At 62.0% G+C, this 17,000-nt stretch carries 15 protein-coding genes; 7 read left to right on the forward strand and 8 right to left on the reverse strand.

Annotated features, from left to right (window positions below; genetic code table 11):
- The first annotated feature begins 2 nt into the window (after nucleotides 1–2).
- The 6 genes from ACVI9W_RS10095 (at nucleotide 3) to yccS (ending at nucleotide 9,332) form a co-directional block, all read left to right on the forward strand.
- Nucleotides 3–1,445 carry a TldD/PmbA family protein gene (locus tag ACVI9W_RS10095; RefSeq protein WP_461529917.1) on the forward strand — a complete coding sequence of 481 codons (1,443 nt, stop codon included), beginning with the start codon at nucleotides 3–5 and terminating at the stop codon, nucleotides 1,443–1,445.
- Nucleotides 1,445–2,776 (forward strand): TldD/PmbA family protein, encoded by a 1,332-nt coding sequence (locus tag ACVI9W_RS10100; RefSeq protein WP_461529918.1) that lies wholly within the window; start codon nucleotides 1,445–1,447, stop codon nucleotides 2,774–2,776. The genes ACVI9W_RS10095 and ACVI9W_RS10100 overlap by 1 nt, the downstream gene beginning before the upstream one ends.
- A 96-nt stretch (nucleotides 2,777–2,872) precedes the next feature.
- Nucleotides 2,873–4,300, forward strand: a complete 1,428-nt coding sequence (mdtD, locus tag ACVI9W_RS10105) for a multidrug transporter subunit MdtD (RefSeq protein ID WP_038615300.1) — start codon at nucleotides 2,873–2,875, stop codon at nucleotides 4,298–4,300.
- A gap of 105 nt (nucleotides 4,301–4,405) precedes the next feature.
- Nucleotides 4,406–5,743 carry an ATP-dependent RNA helicase DbpA gene (gene dbpA / locus ACVI9W_RS10110; RefSeq protein WP_262405456.1) on the forward strand — a complete coding sequence of 446 codons (1,338 nt, stop codon included), beginning with the start codon at nucleotides 4,406–4,408 and terminating at the stop codon, nucleotides 5,741–5,743.
- A gap of 108 nt (nucleotides 5,744–5,851) precedes the next feature.
- On the forward strand, nucleotides 5,852–7,033 hold the full coding sequence (locus ACVI9W_RS10115) for a BaiN/RdsA family NAD(P)/FAD-dependent oxidoreductase (protein WP_461529919.1): 1,182 nt from the start codon (nucleotides 5,852–5,854) through the stop codon (nucleotides 7,031–7,033).
- 118 nt (nucleotides 7,034–7,151) lie between these two features.
- Nucleotides 7,152–9,332 (forward strand): YccS family putative transporter, encoded by a 2,181-nt coding sequence (gene yccS, locus ACVI9W_RS10120; RefSeq protein ID WP_461529920.1) that lies wholly within the window; start codon nucleotides 7,152–7,154, stop codon nucleotides 9,330–9,332.
- Here yccS and ACVI9W_RS10125 read toward each other — a convergent pair whose 3' ends face one another.
- On the reverse strand, nucleotides 9,333–10,070 hold the full coding sequence (locus ACVI9W_RS10125) for a substrate-binding periplasmic protein (protein WP_461529921.1): 738 nt from the start codon (nucleotides 10,068–10,070) through the stop codon (nucleotides 9,333–9,335). It lies immediately after the preceding gene.
- A gap of 240 nt (nucleotides 10,071–10,310) precedes the next feature.
- Here ACVI9W_RS10125 and ACVI9W_RS10130 point away from each other — a divergent pair, with 240 nt between their 5' ends.
- The gene (locus tag ACVI9W_RS10130; RefSeq protein ID WP_461529922.1) at nucleotides 10,311–10,763 is read left to right on the forward strand and encodes a GNAT family N-acetyltransferase; all 453 of its coding nucleotides are present in this window, start codon (nucleotides 10,311–10,313) and stop codon (nucleotides 10,761–10,763) included.
- A gap of 68 nt (nucleotides 10,764–10,831) precedes the next feature.
- On the opposite strand, the gene ACVI9W_RS10135 is transcribed toward ACVI9W_RS10130, so the two are convergent.
- The 7 genes from ACVI9W_RS10135 to ACVI9W_RS10165 all read right to left on the reverse strand — a co-directional run bounded on the left by ACVI9W_RS10135 (nucleotide 10,832) and on the right by ACVI9W_RS10165 (nucleotide 16,988).
- On the reverse strand, nucleotides 10,832–11,128 hold the full coding sequence (locus tag ACVI9W_RS10135; protein ID WP_038615310.1) for a winged helix-turn-helix domain-containing protein: 297 nt from the start codon (nucleotides 11,126–11,128) through the stop codon (nucleotides 10,832–10,834).
- Between the two features lie 17 nt (nucleotides 11,129–11,145).
- A complete protein-coding gene (locus tag ACVI9W_RS10140) occupies nucleotides 11,146–11,646 on the reverse strand; it encodes a YgjP-like metallopeptidase domain-containing protein (protein WP_038615312.1) in 501 nt (166 codons plus the stop codon).
- A 38-nt stretch (nucleotides 11,647–11,684) separates the two neighbouring features.
- Nucleotides 11,685–13,805, reverse strand: coding sequence for a putative bifunctional diguanylate cyclase/phosphodiesterase (locus ACVI9W_RS10145; RefSeq protein WP_461529923.1), 2,121 nt, complete (start codon nucleotides 13,803–13,805; stop codon nucleotides 11,685–11,687).
- 217 nt (nucleotides 13,806–14,022) lie between these two features.
- Nucleotides 14,023–15,087, reverse strand: a complete 1,065-nt coding sequence (gene fba / locus ACVI9W_RS10150; protein ID WP_422420254.1) for a class II fructose-bisphosphate aldolase — start codon at nucleotides 15,085–15,087, stop codon at nucleotides 14,023–14,025.
- 102 nt (nucleotides 15,088–15,189) lie between these two features.
- Nucleotides 15,190–15,522 (reverse strand): MliC family protein, encoded by a 333-nt coding sequence (locus ACVI9W_RS10155; RefSeq protein ID WP_461529924.1) that lies wholly within the window; start codon nucleotides 15,520–15,522, stop codon nucleotides 15,190–15,192.
- A 51-nt stretch (nucleotides 15,523–15,573) separates the two neighbouring features.
- Nucleotides 15,574–15,825, reverse strand: a complete 252-nt coding sequence (locus ACVI9W_RS10160; protein ID WP_461531815.1) for a hypothetical protein — start codon at nucleotides 15,823–15,825, stop codon at nucleotides 15,574–15,576.
- A complete protein-coding gene (locus ACVI9W_RS10165) occupies nucleotides 15,825–16,988 on the reverse strand; it encodes a phosphoglycerate kinase (RefSeq protein ID WP_461529925.1) in 1,164 nt (387 codons plus the stop codon). Before ACVI9W_RS10165 ends, ACVI9W_RS10160 begins: the two co-directional genes overlap by 1 nt.
- Nucleotides 16,989–17,000: the final 12 nt, after the last annotated feature.

A 17,000-nucleotide genomic window follows, 5' to 3' on the forward strand; every position in this document is an offset into this window, starting at 1 on the left:
GCATGTTCGAGATGACTGCATTGCTGCGCCAGCGCTTTGCCGCCCTGCGCAGCGGTGCCGAGTTTTTTTCCCTGCGCTATGTGCAGCAGTCCCAGCAGCAACTGTCAGTGCGCAAAAACGTTGCCGAGCCGCCGTTCTTTTTCCGCGATGAAGGGGCCATGCTGACGGTCCGGCTCAAGGGCGTGGAAGCCTACGCCGCCACTGCCGACCTGTCCCAGTCCGGCCTGCAACGCGCCCTGGAACAGGCCGAGCGACTCGCCGCGCAGATTGGCGCACGTGCACTGCTTGACCTCAGCGAGCAGCCGGTAGCCACGCAGCGCAGCGATTATCGCTCGCCAAACCTCGAACAGCCCTTGCCGTCCCTGGCCGACTGCTATGACCTGCTCGCTGGTGAGTCGAACAGCGTGCCCGCCGACAGCCGCCTGGTGAACTGGCAGGCCAGCCTTGGCATCAGCAATGTCGAACAGATTTACCTGAACACCGCCGGTGCCGAACTGCGCCAGGCCCAACGCTTTATCTACCCAGGCTTCGCGGTCACCGCTTTCGATGGTCAGGACAGCCAGAGCCGCACCCTGGGCCGGGAGAACTTCGGCCAGCAGGGCGGCCTGGATGTAATCGAACGCTGCGGCCTGGTTGGCGCTGGCGTCAAGGTCGCCGACCAGGCGCTGCAACTGCTGCTGGCGCCCAATACCCCGAGCGGCGTGCGCGATCTGCTGTTGATGCCGGACCAGATGATGCTGCAGATCCATGAGTCCATCGGTCACCCGCTGGAAATGGACCGCATCCTTGGCGACGAGCGCAACTACGCCGGCACCAGCTTCGTCAAAGCCAGCGACTTCGGCACCCTGCAATACGGCTCGAAACTGCTCAACGTGACGTTCGACCCGACCATCGGCGAAGAACTGGCCAGCTACAGCCATGACGACGACGGCAGTGCCGCCAGCAAGCAGTTCCTGATCCGCGACGGCTTGCTCCTGCGTCCGCTGGGCGGGGCCCTGTCGCAGTTCCGTTCGGGCCTGGACGGTGTCGCCAACAGCCGCGCGTGTGGCTGGAACCGGGCGCCTATCGATCGCATGGCCAATCTCAACATCGAGCCAGGCGACCAACGCCTCGAGCAACTGATCGGCAATATCGAACACGGCATCCTGATGCGCACCAACCGCTCCTGGTCCATCGATGATGCACGCAACAAATTCCAGTTCGGCTGCGAGTGGGGCCAGTTGATCGAAAACGGCGAGCTCAAGGGCGTGGTCAAGAACCCCAACTACCGAGGGATTTCCGCACAGTTCTGGGGCAACCTCAGCGCGGTTGGCGACGCCAGCACCTTGCAGGTTCTCGGCACGCCGAACTGCGGCAAGGGCGAGCCGAACCAGGTGGTGCGGGTCGGGCATGCCTCACCTGCCTGCGTATTCAGCCAGATCGACGTATTCGGAGGAGACGCCTGATGGCTGCCACCCCACTGCAAAGCTTCCAGAGCCTGGTCGCCAGCCTGCAAGAGCAGGTTCGCGCGCCCGAACACTTCACCCTCAGCTACAGCGCCGAACACTCGCAGTTCATTCGCTTCAACCATGCCAAAGTGCGCCAGGCCGGCGAGGTGCAGCAGGCCAGCTGCGTCCTCAAGCTGGTCAAGGATGGGCGCCAGGCTGAGCTGCAATTCACCCTCGGCAACGACGCCGATGTCGATCAGCAGCGCCTGGCCGAGGCTATCGGGCAACTGCGTCAGACCTTGCCATTGCTTGAAGCCGACCCTTACCTGCAGCTCAACGACAGCGCCTGGCAAAGCCACAGCGTGCAAGATCAGACGCTGCCTGAGATAGAACAGGTGCTGGCACAGATCGAGCTGGGTGCCGGCGAACTGGATCTGGTTGGCATCTATGCCGCAGGCCCGATCTGCCGAGGCTTTGCCAGTTCGTTCGGCGCGTTTGGCTGGCACCAGGCCAACAGCTTCAACTTTGACTGGAGCTTGTTCCACAGCAACGGCCAGGCGGTCAAAGCCAACTATGCCGGGCAGCAGTGGAACAGCGACGCCTTTGCCCTGCGCCTGCGCCAGGCGCGCGAACAGCTGGAATACCTCGGCCGCCCGCTCAAGACCCTGGCACCCGGCGAGTACCGCGCCTACCTGGCCCCGGCGGCAATCGATGAAATCATGGGCATGCTCTGCTGGGGCGGGTTTTCCGCGCAGTCGCTGGCGACCAAGAACAGTCCGTTGCAACGCCTGTACGCCGGTGATGCGCGCCTGAATCCGCTGGTCAGCATTGCCGAGCAGGTCAGCGGCTCGCTCAGCCCGGCCTTCTCCGATGAAGGCACGCCGCGCAGCGACCTGCGCCTGATCGAGCAAGGCCAGGGTCTGGACCGCCTGATCTGCGCCCGCAGCGCCGCCGAGTTCGAGTTGGCGGCCAACGGTGCCGACGGGCATGAGTCACCTTGCGCCCTGAGCATGGCCGCTGGCGACCTCGAACAGCGCGAAATCCTAAGCCGCCTGGGCACTGGCCTGTACATCAGCAACCTCTGGTACCTGAACTTCTCGGACCTGCCGGCCGCGCGCATGACCGGCCTGACCCGCTTCGCCACCTTCTGGGTCGAGGACGGACAGATCCAGGCACCGGTCAGCACCATGCGCTTTGATGACAGCGTCTACAGTTTGTTGGGTTCACAACTGGAGGCTCTGACCGCAGAGCGCGAGCTGATTCTGTCGACCAGTACTTACGGCCAAAGGCAGACCAGTTCGAGCCATTTGCCGGGGGCTTTGGTTAAACGCCTGACGTTGACATTGTGATTAGCCTATCGCGGGGCAAGCCCGCTCCCACCGGGGTTGAGACTGTGGGAGCGGGCTTGCCCCGCGATAGCGCCCTGAAGGATTAGACAAAAAGCCATGCCCAACCGCGCCCCGCTGGACCCTGTCACCGCCCGCTGGATCCCCTGGGTCGTAGCCATCGCCTTCTTCATGCAGTCGCTGGACGGCACCATCCTCAACACCGCCCTGCCGGCCATGGCCCGGGACCTGGCCGAAGACCCGCTGCGCATGCAGTCGGTGATCATCGCCTACATGCTCACCGTAGCCCTGCTGATCCCTGCCTCGGGCTGGATCGCCGACCGCTTCGGCACCAAACGGATCTTCTTCGGCGCCATTTTGCTGTTCAGTTTCGGCTCGCTGCTCTGCGCCCTGGCCGAAAGCCTGAGCATGCTGGTAGCGGCGCGGGTGGTCCAAGGCCTGGGCGGCGCCTTGATGCTGCCGGTCGGAAGGCTGGTGGTGCTGCGCGCCTACCCGCGCTCGGAACTGGTGCGGATCATGAGCTTCATCACCATCCCCGGTCTGCTCGGTCCGCTGCTGGGCCCGACCATGGGCGGCTGGCTGGTGGAAATCCTCAGCTGGCACTGGATCTTCCTGCTCAACCTGCCGGTCGGTGTCATCGGCTGTTACGCCGTATGGCGCTTCATCCCCGACCTGCGTGGCAGCGAGCGCACGCGCTTCGACGGCGTCGGCTTTGTGCTGTTCGGTGCGGCCATGGTGCTGATCACCATTGCCATGGAAGGCCTGGGCGAACTGCACCTGCCACACCTGCGGGTGATGTTGCTGCTGTTCGCCGGTATGGCGTGCCTGGCGGCTTACTGGCTGCGCGCAGGCAGCGTCGACAATCCGCTGTTTTCGCCCAGGCTGTTTCGCACCCGGACCTTCTCCGTCGGCATCCTCGGCAACCTGTTCGCCCGTCTGGGCAGTGGCGCCCTGCCGTTCCTGGTGCCGTTGCTGTTGCAGGTAGCCCTGGGTTACTCGCCAGCACAGGCCGGCATGAGCATGATCCCCCTGGCGGCGGCAGCGATGCTGGCCAAATCCATCGCCCGCCCACTGATCGAACGCTTCGGCTACCGCACCATCCTCACCGGCAACACCCTGTTGCTCGGCCTGTTGCTGGCCAGCCTGGGGCTGGTGGACGAACAAACGCCCTATGCCCTGCTGCTGTTCCAGCTGGGTCTGCTCGGCGCGGTGAACTCCATGCAGTTCACGGCGATGAACACGGTGACCCTGATCGACCTCGACGACGCCAGCGCCAGCAGTGGCAACAGCCTGCTGTCGGTGGTGGCGCAGCTGTCCCTGAGCCTTGGCGTGGCGTGTGCCGGTGCACTGCTCGGCGGCTTCACGGCGTCGGGCAGTGCCGAAGGCATCGAGAGCACACTGGGCGCGTTTCAGCTGACCTTCCTGACGATCGGGCTGATGGCCATGCTGGCCGCCGCGATCTTCATGCAGCTGTCGAGGACGGACGGAAGGCGTGCCCCTCGTCCGGAACCGGAGATCGAGCCTTAGGGCTAATGGCGTCGAGGCTGGTACACTGCGCGACATTTTGTTTTGCAGGCCCGCCTCGTGACCACCATTGCCACCGCCTTCGCCACTTTGCCGCTGTCCGCCGCCATGCTGGCCAACCTGGACGCCCTCGGCTACGCCCAGATGACCCCGATCCAGGCCCAGAGCCTGCCGGTAATCCTCAAGGGCATGGACCTGATCGCCCAGGCCAAGACCGGCAGTGGCAAGACCGCTGCATTCGGCATCGGCCTGCTCAACCCGATCAACCCGCGTTACTTCGGTTGCCAGGCTCTGGTCCTGTGTCCAACCCGCGAGCTGGCTGACCAGGTGGCCAAAGAACTGCGTCGTCTGGCCCGCGCCGAAGACAACATCAAGATCCTGACCCTGTGCGGCGGTGTGTCCCTGGGCCCGCAGATTGCTTCGCTGGAACACGGCGCGCATATCATCGTCGGCACCCCGGGCCGCATTCAGCAGCACCTGAGCAAAGGCACCCTGGTGCTCGACGGCCTCAACACGCTGATTCTCGATGAAGCCGACCGTATGCTCGACATGGGCTTCTACGACGCCATTGCCGACATCATCGGACAAACCCCGAAGCGCCGTCAGACCCTGCTGTTCTCGGCGACCTACCCGTCGGGCATCAAGCAGCTGGCCTCATCCTTCATGCGTGACCCGCAGACCGTCAAGGTCGAAACCCTGCACGCCGACAGCCAGATCGAACAGCATTTCTACGAAATCACTCCAGAGCAGCGCATGGAGGCGGTCACCAAAGTGCTCGGCCACTTCCGCCCGCAATCGTGCGTAGCGTTCTGCTTCACCAAGCAGCAATGCCAGGAGCTGGTCGAGCACCTGCAGGCCAAGGGCATTTCCGCTCAAGCGCTGCATGGCGACCTCGAGCAGCGCGACCGTGACCAGGTCCTGACCCTGTTCGCCAACCGCAGCCTGTCGGTGCTGGTGGCAACCGACGTGGCCGCCCGTGGTCTGGACATCGATGCCCTGGACATGGTCATCAACGTCGAACTGGCTCGCGATGCCGAGATTCATGTGCACCGCGTTGGCCGTACCGGCCGTGCCGGCGAGAAAGGTCTGGCCATCAGCCTGGTCGCCCCGGCCGAAGGCCACCGTGCCCAGGCCATCGAAGACATTCAGAAAGCCGCGCTGCGTTGGGAACAGCTGGACAGCCTCAAGGCCCAGAACGGCGCTCCGTTGCTGCCGACCATGAGCACCCTGTGCATTGCTGCCGGGCGCAAAGACAAACTGCGCCCGGGCGATATCCTCGGTGCCTTGACCGGCGACGCCGGATTGCCGGGCACCCAGGTGGGCAAGATCGCCATTTTCGACTTCCAGGCCTTTGTTGCCGTGGAACGCGCGGTCGCCAAACAAGCGCTGCAGCGCCTGAACAACGGCAAGATCAAGGGCCGGTCGCTGCGGGTGCGCATCGTCTAAGTTGTTATTTGCAGGCCTTATCGCGGGGCAAGCCCGCTCCCACAGGACATCTGTGGGAGCGGGCTTGCCCCGCGACAGCTTCACTACCGAACATTTGAGGATTTTGCAGTGCGTTCCACCGAAGTGATCATCATTGGCGCCGGCGCCGCCGGCCTGATGTGTGCCCTGACTGCCGCCGGTCGCGGCCGCCGGGTGCTGTTGCTCGACCACGCCAACAAACCGGGCAAGAAGATCCTGATGTCCGGGGGTGGCCGCTGCAACTTCACCAACATGTACGCCGAGCCTGCCAACTTCCTCTCGCAGAACCCGCACTTCTGCAAGTCGGCCCTGGCCCGCTACACCCAGTGGGATTTCATCGAGATGGTCAGCAAACACGCTGTGCCCTATCACGAGAAAAAACTCGGCCAGCTGTTCTGCGATAACAAATCCAGCGACATCCTCGACATGCTCCTGCGCGAATGCGATAACGCCGGCGCCGAGCTGCGCATGGACACCCGCATCGATCAGATCGAGAAGGTCGACGGCGGTTACCTGCTGGAAACCAGCGCCGGACAATTCCACTGCCAGTCGCTGGTGATCGCCACCGGCGGCCTGTCGATCCCGACCCTGGGCGCGACCGGCTTCGGCTATCAGGTTGCCCGCCAGTTCGGCCACAGCCTGCTACCGACGCGCGCCGCGCTGGTGCCGTTCACCATTACTGAGCCGGTGCTCAAGGGCATCTGCACCGAGCTGTCCGGTAGCTCCGTGGACTGTATCGCCAGCTGCAACGGCAGCAGTTTCCGGGAGAATCTGTTGTTCACCCATCGCGGCCTGAGCGGGCCGGCGATCCTGCAGATTTCTTCGTTCTGGGAGGCCGGCGACACGGTCGAGATCAACCTGCTGCCAGACCACGACGCCTTGACCTGGCTGCAACAGCAACAAGCCGAACGCCCCAACAGCGAACTGAAAACCCTGCTCGGCGAGGTCTTCACCAAGAAGATGGCCAACCTGCTCAGCGAGCACTGGTTCGTTTCCAAGCCGATGAAACAGTACACCCCGGCGGAACTGGCGCAGGTCAGCGACAAGCTCGGCGCCTGGCAGGTGGTACCGGCGGGCACCGAAGGCTACCGCACTGCCGAGGTGACCCTGGGCGGCGTCGATACTCGCGAAGTGTCGTCCAAGACCATGGAGTCGCTGAAAAGCCCCGGCCTGTACTTCATCGGCGAAGTACTCGACGTCAGCGGCCACCTCGGCGGCTTCAACTTCCAGTGGGCCTGGGCATCGGCGTACGCGGCCGCGCAGTTCGTCTAACCTTCGCGGTAGAATCAGCGCATCAAGGAACAAATTTTGCTGGTCAGGTGACAGCCGTAACACGCTTGCTGTCTGATCAGCTCAATTTCGATCATCGCCCAAGGCCTGCCTACCCGACATGTCATCCTCCTCGTTCAGCCAATCGTTGCGCCGTCTCTGGGCTCTGGACAAATTCAGCTATGCCATCCGCGTACTCATCGCCCTGACCGGCAGCATGTTGCTGTGCTGGTATCAGGACGAGATGAGCCTGCTGATCCCGCTGTTCCTGGGCATCATCGCCAGCGCCCTGGCCGAGACCGATGACAGCTGGCAAGGGCGCCTGAACGCCCTCGCGGTTACCCTGGTGTGTTTTACCGTTGCCGCACTGTCGGTGGAGTTGCTGTTCCCCTACCCGCTGATTTTTGTCTGCGCCGTGGCCCTGGCCAGCTTCGGCCTGACCATGCTCGGCGCCTTGGGCGAACGCTATGGCGCCATCGCCTCGGCCACACTGATTCTCTCGGTCTACACCATGATCGGCGTGGACCAGCGCGGCGGTGAGGTCAGCGACTTCTGGCACGAACCGCTGCTGCTGGTAGCGGGCGCCGCCTGGTACGGGCTGCTCTCGGTGCTCTGGCAGGCACTGTTCTCCAACCAGCCGGTGCAGCAAAGCCTGGCGCGCCTGTTCCGTGAACTGGGACGCTATCTGAAACTCAAGGCCACCCTGTTCGAACCGATCCGTCAGCTGGATGTGGAAGCCCGGCGCCTGGAACTGGCGCAGCAGAATGGCCGTGTGGTGGCCGCGCTGAATGCGGCCAAGGAAATCATCCTGCACCGGGTCGGCAATGGCCGGCCGGGCTCGAAGGTCAGCCGCTACCTGAAACTGTACTTTCTCGCTCAGGATATCCACGAGCGCGCCAGCTCGTCGCATTACCCCTACAACGCCCTGACCGAAGCCTTCTTCCACAGCGACGTGCTATTTCGCTGCCAGCGCCTGCTACGCCAGCAAGGCGTGGCCTGCCAGCAGTTGTCCGAGTCGATCCAGCTGCGCCAGCCGTTCATCTATGACAGCGGTTTTACCCAAGCCCTGGAAGACCTGAATGCCTCCCTGGAACACCTGCGCATGCAGAGCAACCCAGCCTGGCGCGGGCTGCTGCGCTCGCTGCGGGCCCTGGCCGCCAACCTGGCAACCCTCGACCGTCTGCTCAGCGATGCCAGCAACCCCGACAATCTCGCCGATGCCAGCGACAGCAGCCTGCTCGACCGTTCGCCGCGCAACCTGGCGGATGTCTGGAACCGCCTGCGCCAGCAACTGACCCCGACTTCACTGTTGTTCCGCCATGCCCTGCGCCTGCCGCTGGCACTGTCGATCGGCTACGGCATGGTCCACCTGATCCACCCGACCCAGGGTTACTGGATCATCCTCACCACCCTGTTCGTCTGCCAGCCCAACTACGGTGCGACGCGGCGCAAGCTGGTGCAGCGGATCATCGGCACCGGCATCGGCCTGACGGTGGGCTGGGCGCTGTTCGACCTGTTTCCGAGCCCGATCATCCAGTCGCTGTTCGCCGTTGCCGCCGGGGTGGTGTTCTTCGTCAACCGCACCACCCGCTATACCCTGGCCACTGCGGCGATCACCCTGATGGTGCTGTTCTGCTTCAACCAGGTCGGCGATGGCTACGGGCTGTTCCTGCCACGTCTGTTCGATACCCTGGTCGGTAGCCTGATCGCGATTCTCGCGGTGTTCCTGTTCCTCCCCGACTGGCAGGGCCGACGGCTGAACAAAGTGCTGGCCAACACCCTGAGCTGCAACAGCACCTACCTGCGCCAGATCATGCAGCAGTACGCCCAGGGCAAGCGCGATGACCTGGCCTACCGCCTGGCCCGGCGCAACGCCCACAATGCCGACGCGGCGCTGTCGACCACCCTGGCCAACATGCTCATGGAGCCTGGGCATTTTCGTAAGGAGGCGGATGTCGGCTTTCGCTTTCTGGTGCTCTCGCACACCTTGCTCAGTTACCTGTCAGGTTTGGGTGCGCATCGTGAAACCACACTGCCGGCCGATGTTCACGAGCAGTTGATCGATGGTGCCGGGGCCAGCCTGGCCAACAGCCTGGATGAGATTGCCGAAGGCCTGGCCAGCAAGTTGCCGGTGGCTATCCACAGCGATGCTGAAGAAGCGCTGGCCATCGCGCTTGAGCAGATGCCCGAAGAACTGGAAGAAAACCAGCGTCTGGTGCAGACCCAACTGGCGTTGATCTGTCGTCAACTGGGCCCGCTGCGCACCCTGGCTGCACACCTGATCAAAGATGCGCCGGCCTGATCAGAATCCGTAGTGTTTGAGTAACCGCTGGTAGCTGCCATCGGCCTTCATCTCACCGATGGCCCGGTTGAAACCGGCAACGATCTGCTGATGCTCGGGAGCCTTCAGGCTCACCAGGATATGCAGGGTGTTTTCGCTGAGCGGCTTGTCGATGAACTCGACGCTGTCACGTACCGAACGCGATTCGCGCTGCAGGAAGTAACGGGCGACGTATTCGTCCTCCAGGGTTAGCCCCACCCTGCCAGCGGCAAGCATGCGCACGGCGACCGAAAAATTGCGTACCGGAATCTTTTGCAGCTGTGCATCGGCGTCAAACGCGGGCGAATAGGCATAGTCCCTGACAACCGCCACAGGATAAGGGTACAGATCGTTCAGGGACTTGAACCTGAGCGAATCGCCCTTGCGCTTGAGCAAGCGGATGCGATTGGTCAGGTAAGCGCTGGAAAACATCCCGATCCGGGTCCGGCTCTCATTGAACCAGGCGTTGATCAACACGTCGTAGCGCCCTTCCTCCACCCCCAGCAGCGCCCGCGCCCAAGGTACCTGCTCGAATTCGCTGGTGTAACCGGCACGGTGCAAGGCGGTGGTGACAATCACTGTGGCCAGGCCGCCACCTGGCATACCGGCGTCAGTAAAGGGCGGCCAACTGTCGGCAACCAGACGCAGCTTTTCGGCCTGCGCGGTGTTGAACAGCAACAGCATTCCAAGCAAAGCCAAGGCTCGAAGCGGTGCAGCCATGCTCAAATCCTTTAGTAGACGCGCCATTACGCGTCGTTGATATCAACTGCTTGAGAGGTACCGCTGTCAGCACGTTGGCGCAGGTTACACAAAGATGAAGCCTCAAGGCAGAAACAATGATATCAAATGGCCTTCATTTTGAGTGTCGTCACACCCTGTGTTGACTTATGGCAATTTCGCCCTCGTCCTTGCCGATAGCATCTGCGATGATCAAGCCAATCAACTGTTCGAGAACCACCTATGTCCATCGACTGGATCTGTAAACATCACAGCGACCTTGGCAAGGAACAACTCTATGCCATTCTGCGGCTGCGCACCGAAGTCTTCGTCGTTGAACAAAAGTGTGCCTATCAGGAAGTCGATGGCCGGGACCTGGAGGGCGATACTCACCACTTGATGGCCTGGCAGGACGACGAGCTGCATGCCTACTTGCGGCTGCTCGATCCGGAGTCCCAGGGTGGCGATGTGGTGATTGGCCGGGTAGTCAGCGCAGCGTCGGCGCGCGGTAAGGGACTGGGCCATGAACTGATGGAAAAGGCCCTTGAGCAGGCCGAGAAGCACTGGCCCGGCGTGCCGGTGTACCTGTCGGCACAAGCGCACCTGCAGGGCTACTACAAGCGCTATGGCTTTGTGGTGGTGGGCGAGGAGTATCTTGAGGACGACATTCCGCATATCGGCATGCGGCGCGGCTAAAAGCATCGCGGGGCAAGCCCGCTCCCACAGCAACTCTGTGGGAGCGGGCTTGCCCCGCGATGAGGCCCTCAAGGATACCCAAGCACCTCACGAATACTGCGCAAATGCTGGATGATCCACTGCTTGTCGATCGCCCCCCAGTCGTGAATCCGGTAATGCCCGGCATGATTACGCGCTCCCGCCTGCTGCTCGAACTCACAGACAATATCCAGGTCGGCCAAGGCAGCGATGGTGTCCTGAGCCGTGCGCCGCGGCATGCCGGTCGCCTCCATCAGCGCTGGCACACTGGCGGCGGTCTGGCTGTCGATCAACCAGGCAACATACAGCCGGCGGTAGAAACTGGTTTTGGTCTTGCTCACGTCCATTGGCAAATCCTTGGGGCTCACGCGCTGCCGGGCAGCTCGCGGTAAGTCAGGTAAACACGCAGGTCGAACTCCAGTTGATGGTAGCCCGGCTGCATGTGTTCGCAGAGCTGGTAGAAGGCTTTGTTGTGCTCGCTTTCTTTCAAATGGGCCAGCTCATGCACGACGATCATTTTCAAAAACTGCGGCGCCGCCTCCCTGAACAACGAGGCAATGCGGATTTCTTTCTTCGCCTTCAGCTTGCCACCCTGCACCCGCGATACCGCCGTGTGCAGGCCCAATGCGCGGTGGGTGAGGTCAAGGCGGTTATCGAACAACACTTTGTCCAGGTTCGGCGCATTGCGCAGGTACTCCTGCTTGAGCCCTTGGACATAGCTGTAGAGCGCTTTGTCACTCTGCACATCATGACGCTGCGGGTAACGCTGCTGCAGGTAATCGCCCAGGCGATTGCTGGCAATCAACTGGCGGACCTGATCTTGCAGGGTGGACGGATAGGCTTGCAGGTACTTGAGCGCAGTCATGGTCGCAAAGCAGACGGGTAAAAACGCAGTGTACCCAACTACACCGGATGCCAGTCAAAAAAGCGTGGAAACTCGCTGGCGTGCGCTGCGGTCATCGGGTGCGCCAGTAAAAATCCTTGCACATACTCACAGCCATTGGCCCGCAGCCAGTGCACTTGTTCAGGCGTTTCGACGCCTTCAGCGATGACACTGATGCCATACGCCCGGCACAGCTCGATCACACTGCTGACCATCGCGGCATCCGCAGTCGAGTCCGGTAGCCGCGCGACCAGATGCCGATCGAGCTTGAGCGTGTCGATGGGCAGATCACGCACCATACGCAGCGAACAATCACCGGCGCCAAAATCGTCCAGCGCGATACGCACACCCAGTGTATGCAAGCGGTGCAGCTGTTTCATGGCATCGTCGAGGTTGTAGCGCAAAGTAGTTTCGGCAATTTCCACTTCCAGCTGGGCAGGCTGAAGTTCCTGGCTGAAAATCACCCGCGCCAGCTCTTCCACCAGGTTGGGCATGCTGAACTGCACCTGGCTCAGGCTGATGCTCAGCACCACCCCGGCATCGTAGCGTTCGTACCAGGCCCGGCGTTGGGCCGCCCCGTTCTGGTAGATCCAGCTGGCCAGACGCGTAATCAGCCGGGCCTCCTCCAGCAGCGGGATGAACAAACCCGGCGGTACGTCCCCTACACTCGGATGACGCCAACGCAACAGCGCTTCGAAGCCCCGCAACCGGCCATCGGCCAAGGCCACCTGGGGCTGATAGACCAGGCTGAATTCCTTGTGTTCGATTGCGCTGCGCACACTGTCTTCAAGCATCAGCCGTGATCGAGCGCGACCGTTCAGGTCCTGATCATAATACCGATACTGCTGGCGTCCCGACTGCTTGGCTGCATACATCGCAGCATCAGCAGCCCGCAGCAGCCCATCCAGACTGGACCCGCACTCGGGATAAGTGGCAATCCCGATGCTGACCCCAAGCGTTACTTCCAGCCCGTCGATTTCCTGGTAGATCGACATGCGCTCAATCAGCTTTTCGGCAAATCGCGCAGCTTGTTCGGGGCAATCCAGGGCGTCGAGCAGCGCGGTGAATTCGTCGCCGCCCATGCGCGCAAGAATCGCGCAGGAGCCCAGGCAATCCTTGAGCTGCTCGGCGACCCAGTTGAGCACCCGGTCACCGGCTTCGTGCCCCAGTGAGTCATTGATGCGTTTGAACCCGTCCAGGTCGAGGAACAACAAGGCCTGAGGCCGGTCCGCGCGCTCGTTGCGCAACAACGCACTTTCGGCCGCCTGATAGAAACCACGTCGATTGAGCAGGCCGGTCAATGGATCGGTGATCGCCTGATACTCGAGTTGCTGATGCAGATTGCGCACCACCGACATATCCAGCACCGTAATCACCAACGCCCGCTGCTCGCTGGGTAACGCCGCACACGACAGGGCCACCGGAATCGGATGTCCCCCGACCGTACGCAGGACAGCATCGTGAATCCGCAGGGTGTCCCGCGCCAGGTAAGCCTGATAGAAAGCCGACTCACGCCACCCGCCCGATCCGGGTGACTGCACGAAATCCAGCACCCCCTTGCCTTGCAAATGTTCGAACGATGCATCCAGCAAACTGGAAATGGCCGGGTTGGCAAAGCGGATCAGGCCGTCTTCGGCCACCACCAGGATGCCCTCGGCGGCGTTTTCCAGCACCGATGCGTTGAATGCCCGTTCGGCCTCCAGGTCATGGCTCAGGCGCTGCAGCGAACGCCGGTTGCGCTGTTGCTCCAACAAGGCCTGGACCTTGGGCTTGAGGATCTGCGGGTCGAAGGGTTTGAACAGATAGTCCACCGCGCCACTGGCATAACCCTTGAGTACAGCCGCCTGGGACTGCTCATTGGCAGTCAGGAAAATGATCGGGGTAAGCCGTGTACGCTGGCTGCCGCGCATCAGACGGGCGACTTCGAAGCCATCCATGCCCGGCATCTGCACATCCAGCAGCACCAGGTCGACTTCGTGCTCAAGCAACGCGCTCAGGGCTTCCGTTCCGGAGCCTGCGGTAAGTACTTGCCAGTCCTGACGGGCCAGCAAGGCACGCATGCTGATCAGATTTTCAGGGTAATCATCGACGATCAGTAAAACCGAGCCGCCATCGTTTGTGTGAGGTTGCGCGCAATCCATGCTGCTTCTCTTGTGAAACTGACATCGAATTTCGGTCGAAACCCGAAACTAACTCTAGACCTGGCTGCCATAAATCTGAAGTCATCAGATTGCCATCATCCGTGGAAAGTTCCGTAAGCCGACTAACGGTCTGTCTACTCAGGCCAATACCACCCTGTACTTGGCGCGAGGGGCATAAAAAAACCCGCATCGCTGCGGGTTTTTTCTAGCCCGGGTCTTAGTTGACCTTGGCGGCCAGCTCACCTTTGAGGTAACGCTGGAACATGCCTTCCAGGGAGATCGGCTTGATCTTGGAAGCATGGCCGGCAGTACCGAAGGCTTCATAACGGGCGATGCACACATCGCGCATGGCCGTTACGGTGGCACCGAAGAACTTGCGTGGGTCGAACTCGCTCGGGTTCTGTGCCATCAGGCGGCGCATGGCACCGGTGGAGGCCAGACGCAGGTCGGTGTCGATGTTGACCTTGCGCACGCCGTGCTTGATGCCTTCGACGATTTCTTCAACCGGCACGCCGTAGGTTTCTTTGATGTCGCCGCCGTACTGGTTGATGATCGCCAGCCACTCTTGCGGAACCGAGGAAGAACCGTGCATCACCAGGTGGGTGTTAGGGATGCGCTTGTGGATTTCCTTGATACGGTCGATCGCCAGGACATCACCGGTAGGTGGCTTGGTGAACTTGTACGCACCGTGGCTGGTACCGATGGCGATGGCCAAGGCATCAACCTGAGTCTTCTTGACGAAGTCCGCAGCTTCTTCCGGGTCGGTCAGCATCTGGCTGTGGTCCAGAATGCCTTCGGCACCGATGCCGTCTTCTTCGCCAGCCATACCGGTTTCCAGCGAGCCCAGGCAACCCAGCTCACCTTCAACCGAAACGCCGCAGGCGTGAGCCATGGCCACGGTCTGCTGGGTGACACGGACGTTGTACTCGTAGTCGGTCGGGGTCTTGCCGTCTTCACCCAGGGAACCGTCCATCATCACCGAGCTGAAGCCCAGCTGGATCGAACGCTGGCAGACGTCAGGGCTGGTGCCATGGTCCTGGTGCATGCACACCGGGATGTGCGGAAATTCTTCGATGGCCGCCAGGATCAGGTGGCGCAGGAACGGGGCGCCAGCGTATTTGCGGGCACCGGCCGAAGCCTGGACAATCACCGGGGAGTCGGTCTTGTCGGCAGCTTCCATGATGGCGCGCATCTGCTCGAGGTTGTTGACGTTGAAAGCTGGTACGCCGTAACCGAACTCGGCGGCGTGGTCCAGCATCTGGCGCATGCTAATGAGTGCCATTGTGTATCTCTCTCCCGACAAGCGTCGTTTTAATCGTGCAAGCCTGCCGCAGTGGCGGTTGCTATTCAAGTAGTGTGGGCCGCCATCACGCGGCCCGGCCAGTCACGGTGCCTTGCAGCCCCGCCCTATCAAATCGTTGGTGGCGACCCAGTACACCAGGCCTTCGTCACCTTTGCTGTGAAGCGCCAGCACGCCATCGCTGTACAACGAACCCGAAGCGCCCGGCTCGGCATTGAGCCGGTAAACCTGGTCACCGCCGCCCAGACGGACGTCGAGGCTTTGCTGGCTGCTGTCGGCAAAGCGCCAGAGCACTTCGGCCTGGCTGTCACACACCCAGCGCGTCCAGTTGTCTGACGGCGCCGACGCCGGTGAAGACGTGAAGCTTGCGCATCCGCCCAGTACTGCCAGGGCCATCAAGGCCACGACACCTTTCATCCAATATCCTCTAGCAGACCACAAACTGGCCGGTAGGTTGCCATCAACCGATCAAGGGCAACCCTGAGCCTGGCGCTGATGTTCGTCGTCATACTTTTCCAGGCCATCCGGGCCGAGCCGCTTGTTGATCACCGGGACGGTTTCCGCCTGCCATTCAGACTGATAGCAGCCGCCTTTCGGCGCGCCGGGCTTATCGGCCGAAGACTCCGGGGTGCTCGAGCAAGCGCCGAGCATCCCGACCAGGACAAACACAGGCAATCGCTTGACCATCAGGTCGCTCCCTTTGCCAGGCGCTGAGCGGATCAGGCCTTGGCCCGTTGTTCCAGTACTTCCACTGCTGGCAGGACCTTGCCCTCGACGAACTCGAGGAATGCACCGCCACCGGTAGAAATGTAGGAGATTTGCTCGGCAACACCATATTTGTCGATGGCCGCCAAGGTATCGCCACCACCGGCGATGGAGAATGCCGCGCTTTCGGCGATCGCCTGGGCCAGCACTTTGGTGCCGTTACCGAACTGATCGAACTCGAACACGCCAACCGGGCCGTTCCACAGGATGGTTTTCGACGATTTCAGCAGCTCGGCGAAGTTGGCCGCGGTTTGCGGACCGATGTCGAGGATCATGTCGTCTTCGGCAACATCAGCCACCAGCTTGACGGTGGCAGCGGCGCTTTCAGCGAACTCCTTGGCAACCACCACGTCCACCGGCAGTGGCACGTTGACCTTGGCGGCGATGGCCTTGGCGGTGTCGATCAGGTCCGGCTCGTACAGCGACTTGCCGACCGGGTGACCGGCAGCGGCCAGGAAAGTGTTGGCAATGCCACCACCGACGATCAGCAGGTCGCAGATCTCGCTCAGGCTGTTCAGGACGTCAAGCTTGGTCGACACCTTGGAGCCGGCAACGATGGCCGCCATTGGCTTGGCCGGGGCTTTCAGGGCCTTGCCCAGGGCGTCCAGTTCGGCAGCCAGCAGCGGGCCTGCGGCAGCGACCTTGGCGAACTTGGCGACGCCATGAGTCGAGCCTTCGGCACGGTGAGCGGTGCCGAACGCGTCCATCACGAACACATCGCACAGGGCAGCATACTTCTGCGCCAGCTCGTCGGCGTTCTTCTTCTCGCCTTTGTTGAAGCGTACGTTCTCGAACAGCACGATGTCGCCGGCCTTGATCTCGACACCGTCGAGGTAATCGGCAACCAGCGGTACTTCGCGGCCCAGGGCCTTGCTCAGGTAGTCAGCCACCGGCTTGAGGCTGTTCTCGGCCGAGAACTCGCCTTCGGTCGGGCGGCCCAGGTGCGAGCAGACCATCACGGCCGCGCCTTTTTCCAGCGCCAGCTTGATGGTCGGCAGCGAAGCCAGGATACGCGCATCGCTGGCAACCACACCGTCCTTCACAGGGACGTTGAGGTCTTCGCGGATCAGTACGCGCTTACCTTGCAGATCGAGGTCGGTCATCTTCAACACGGTCATGAATGCAGTCCT

The sequence above is a fragment of the Pseudomonas sp. 210_17 TE3656 genome (assembly GCF_054821965.1).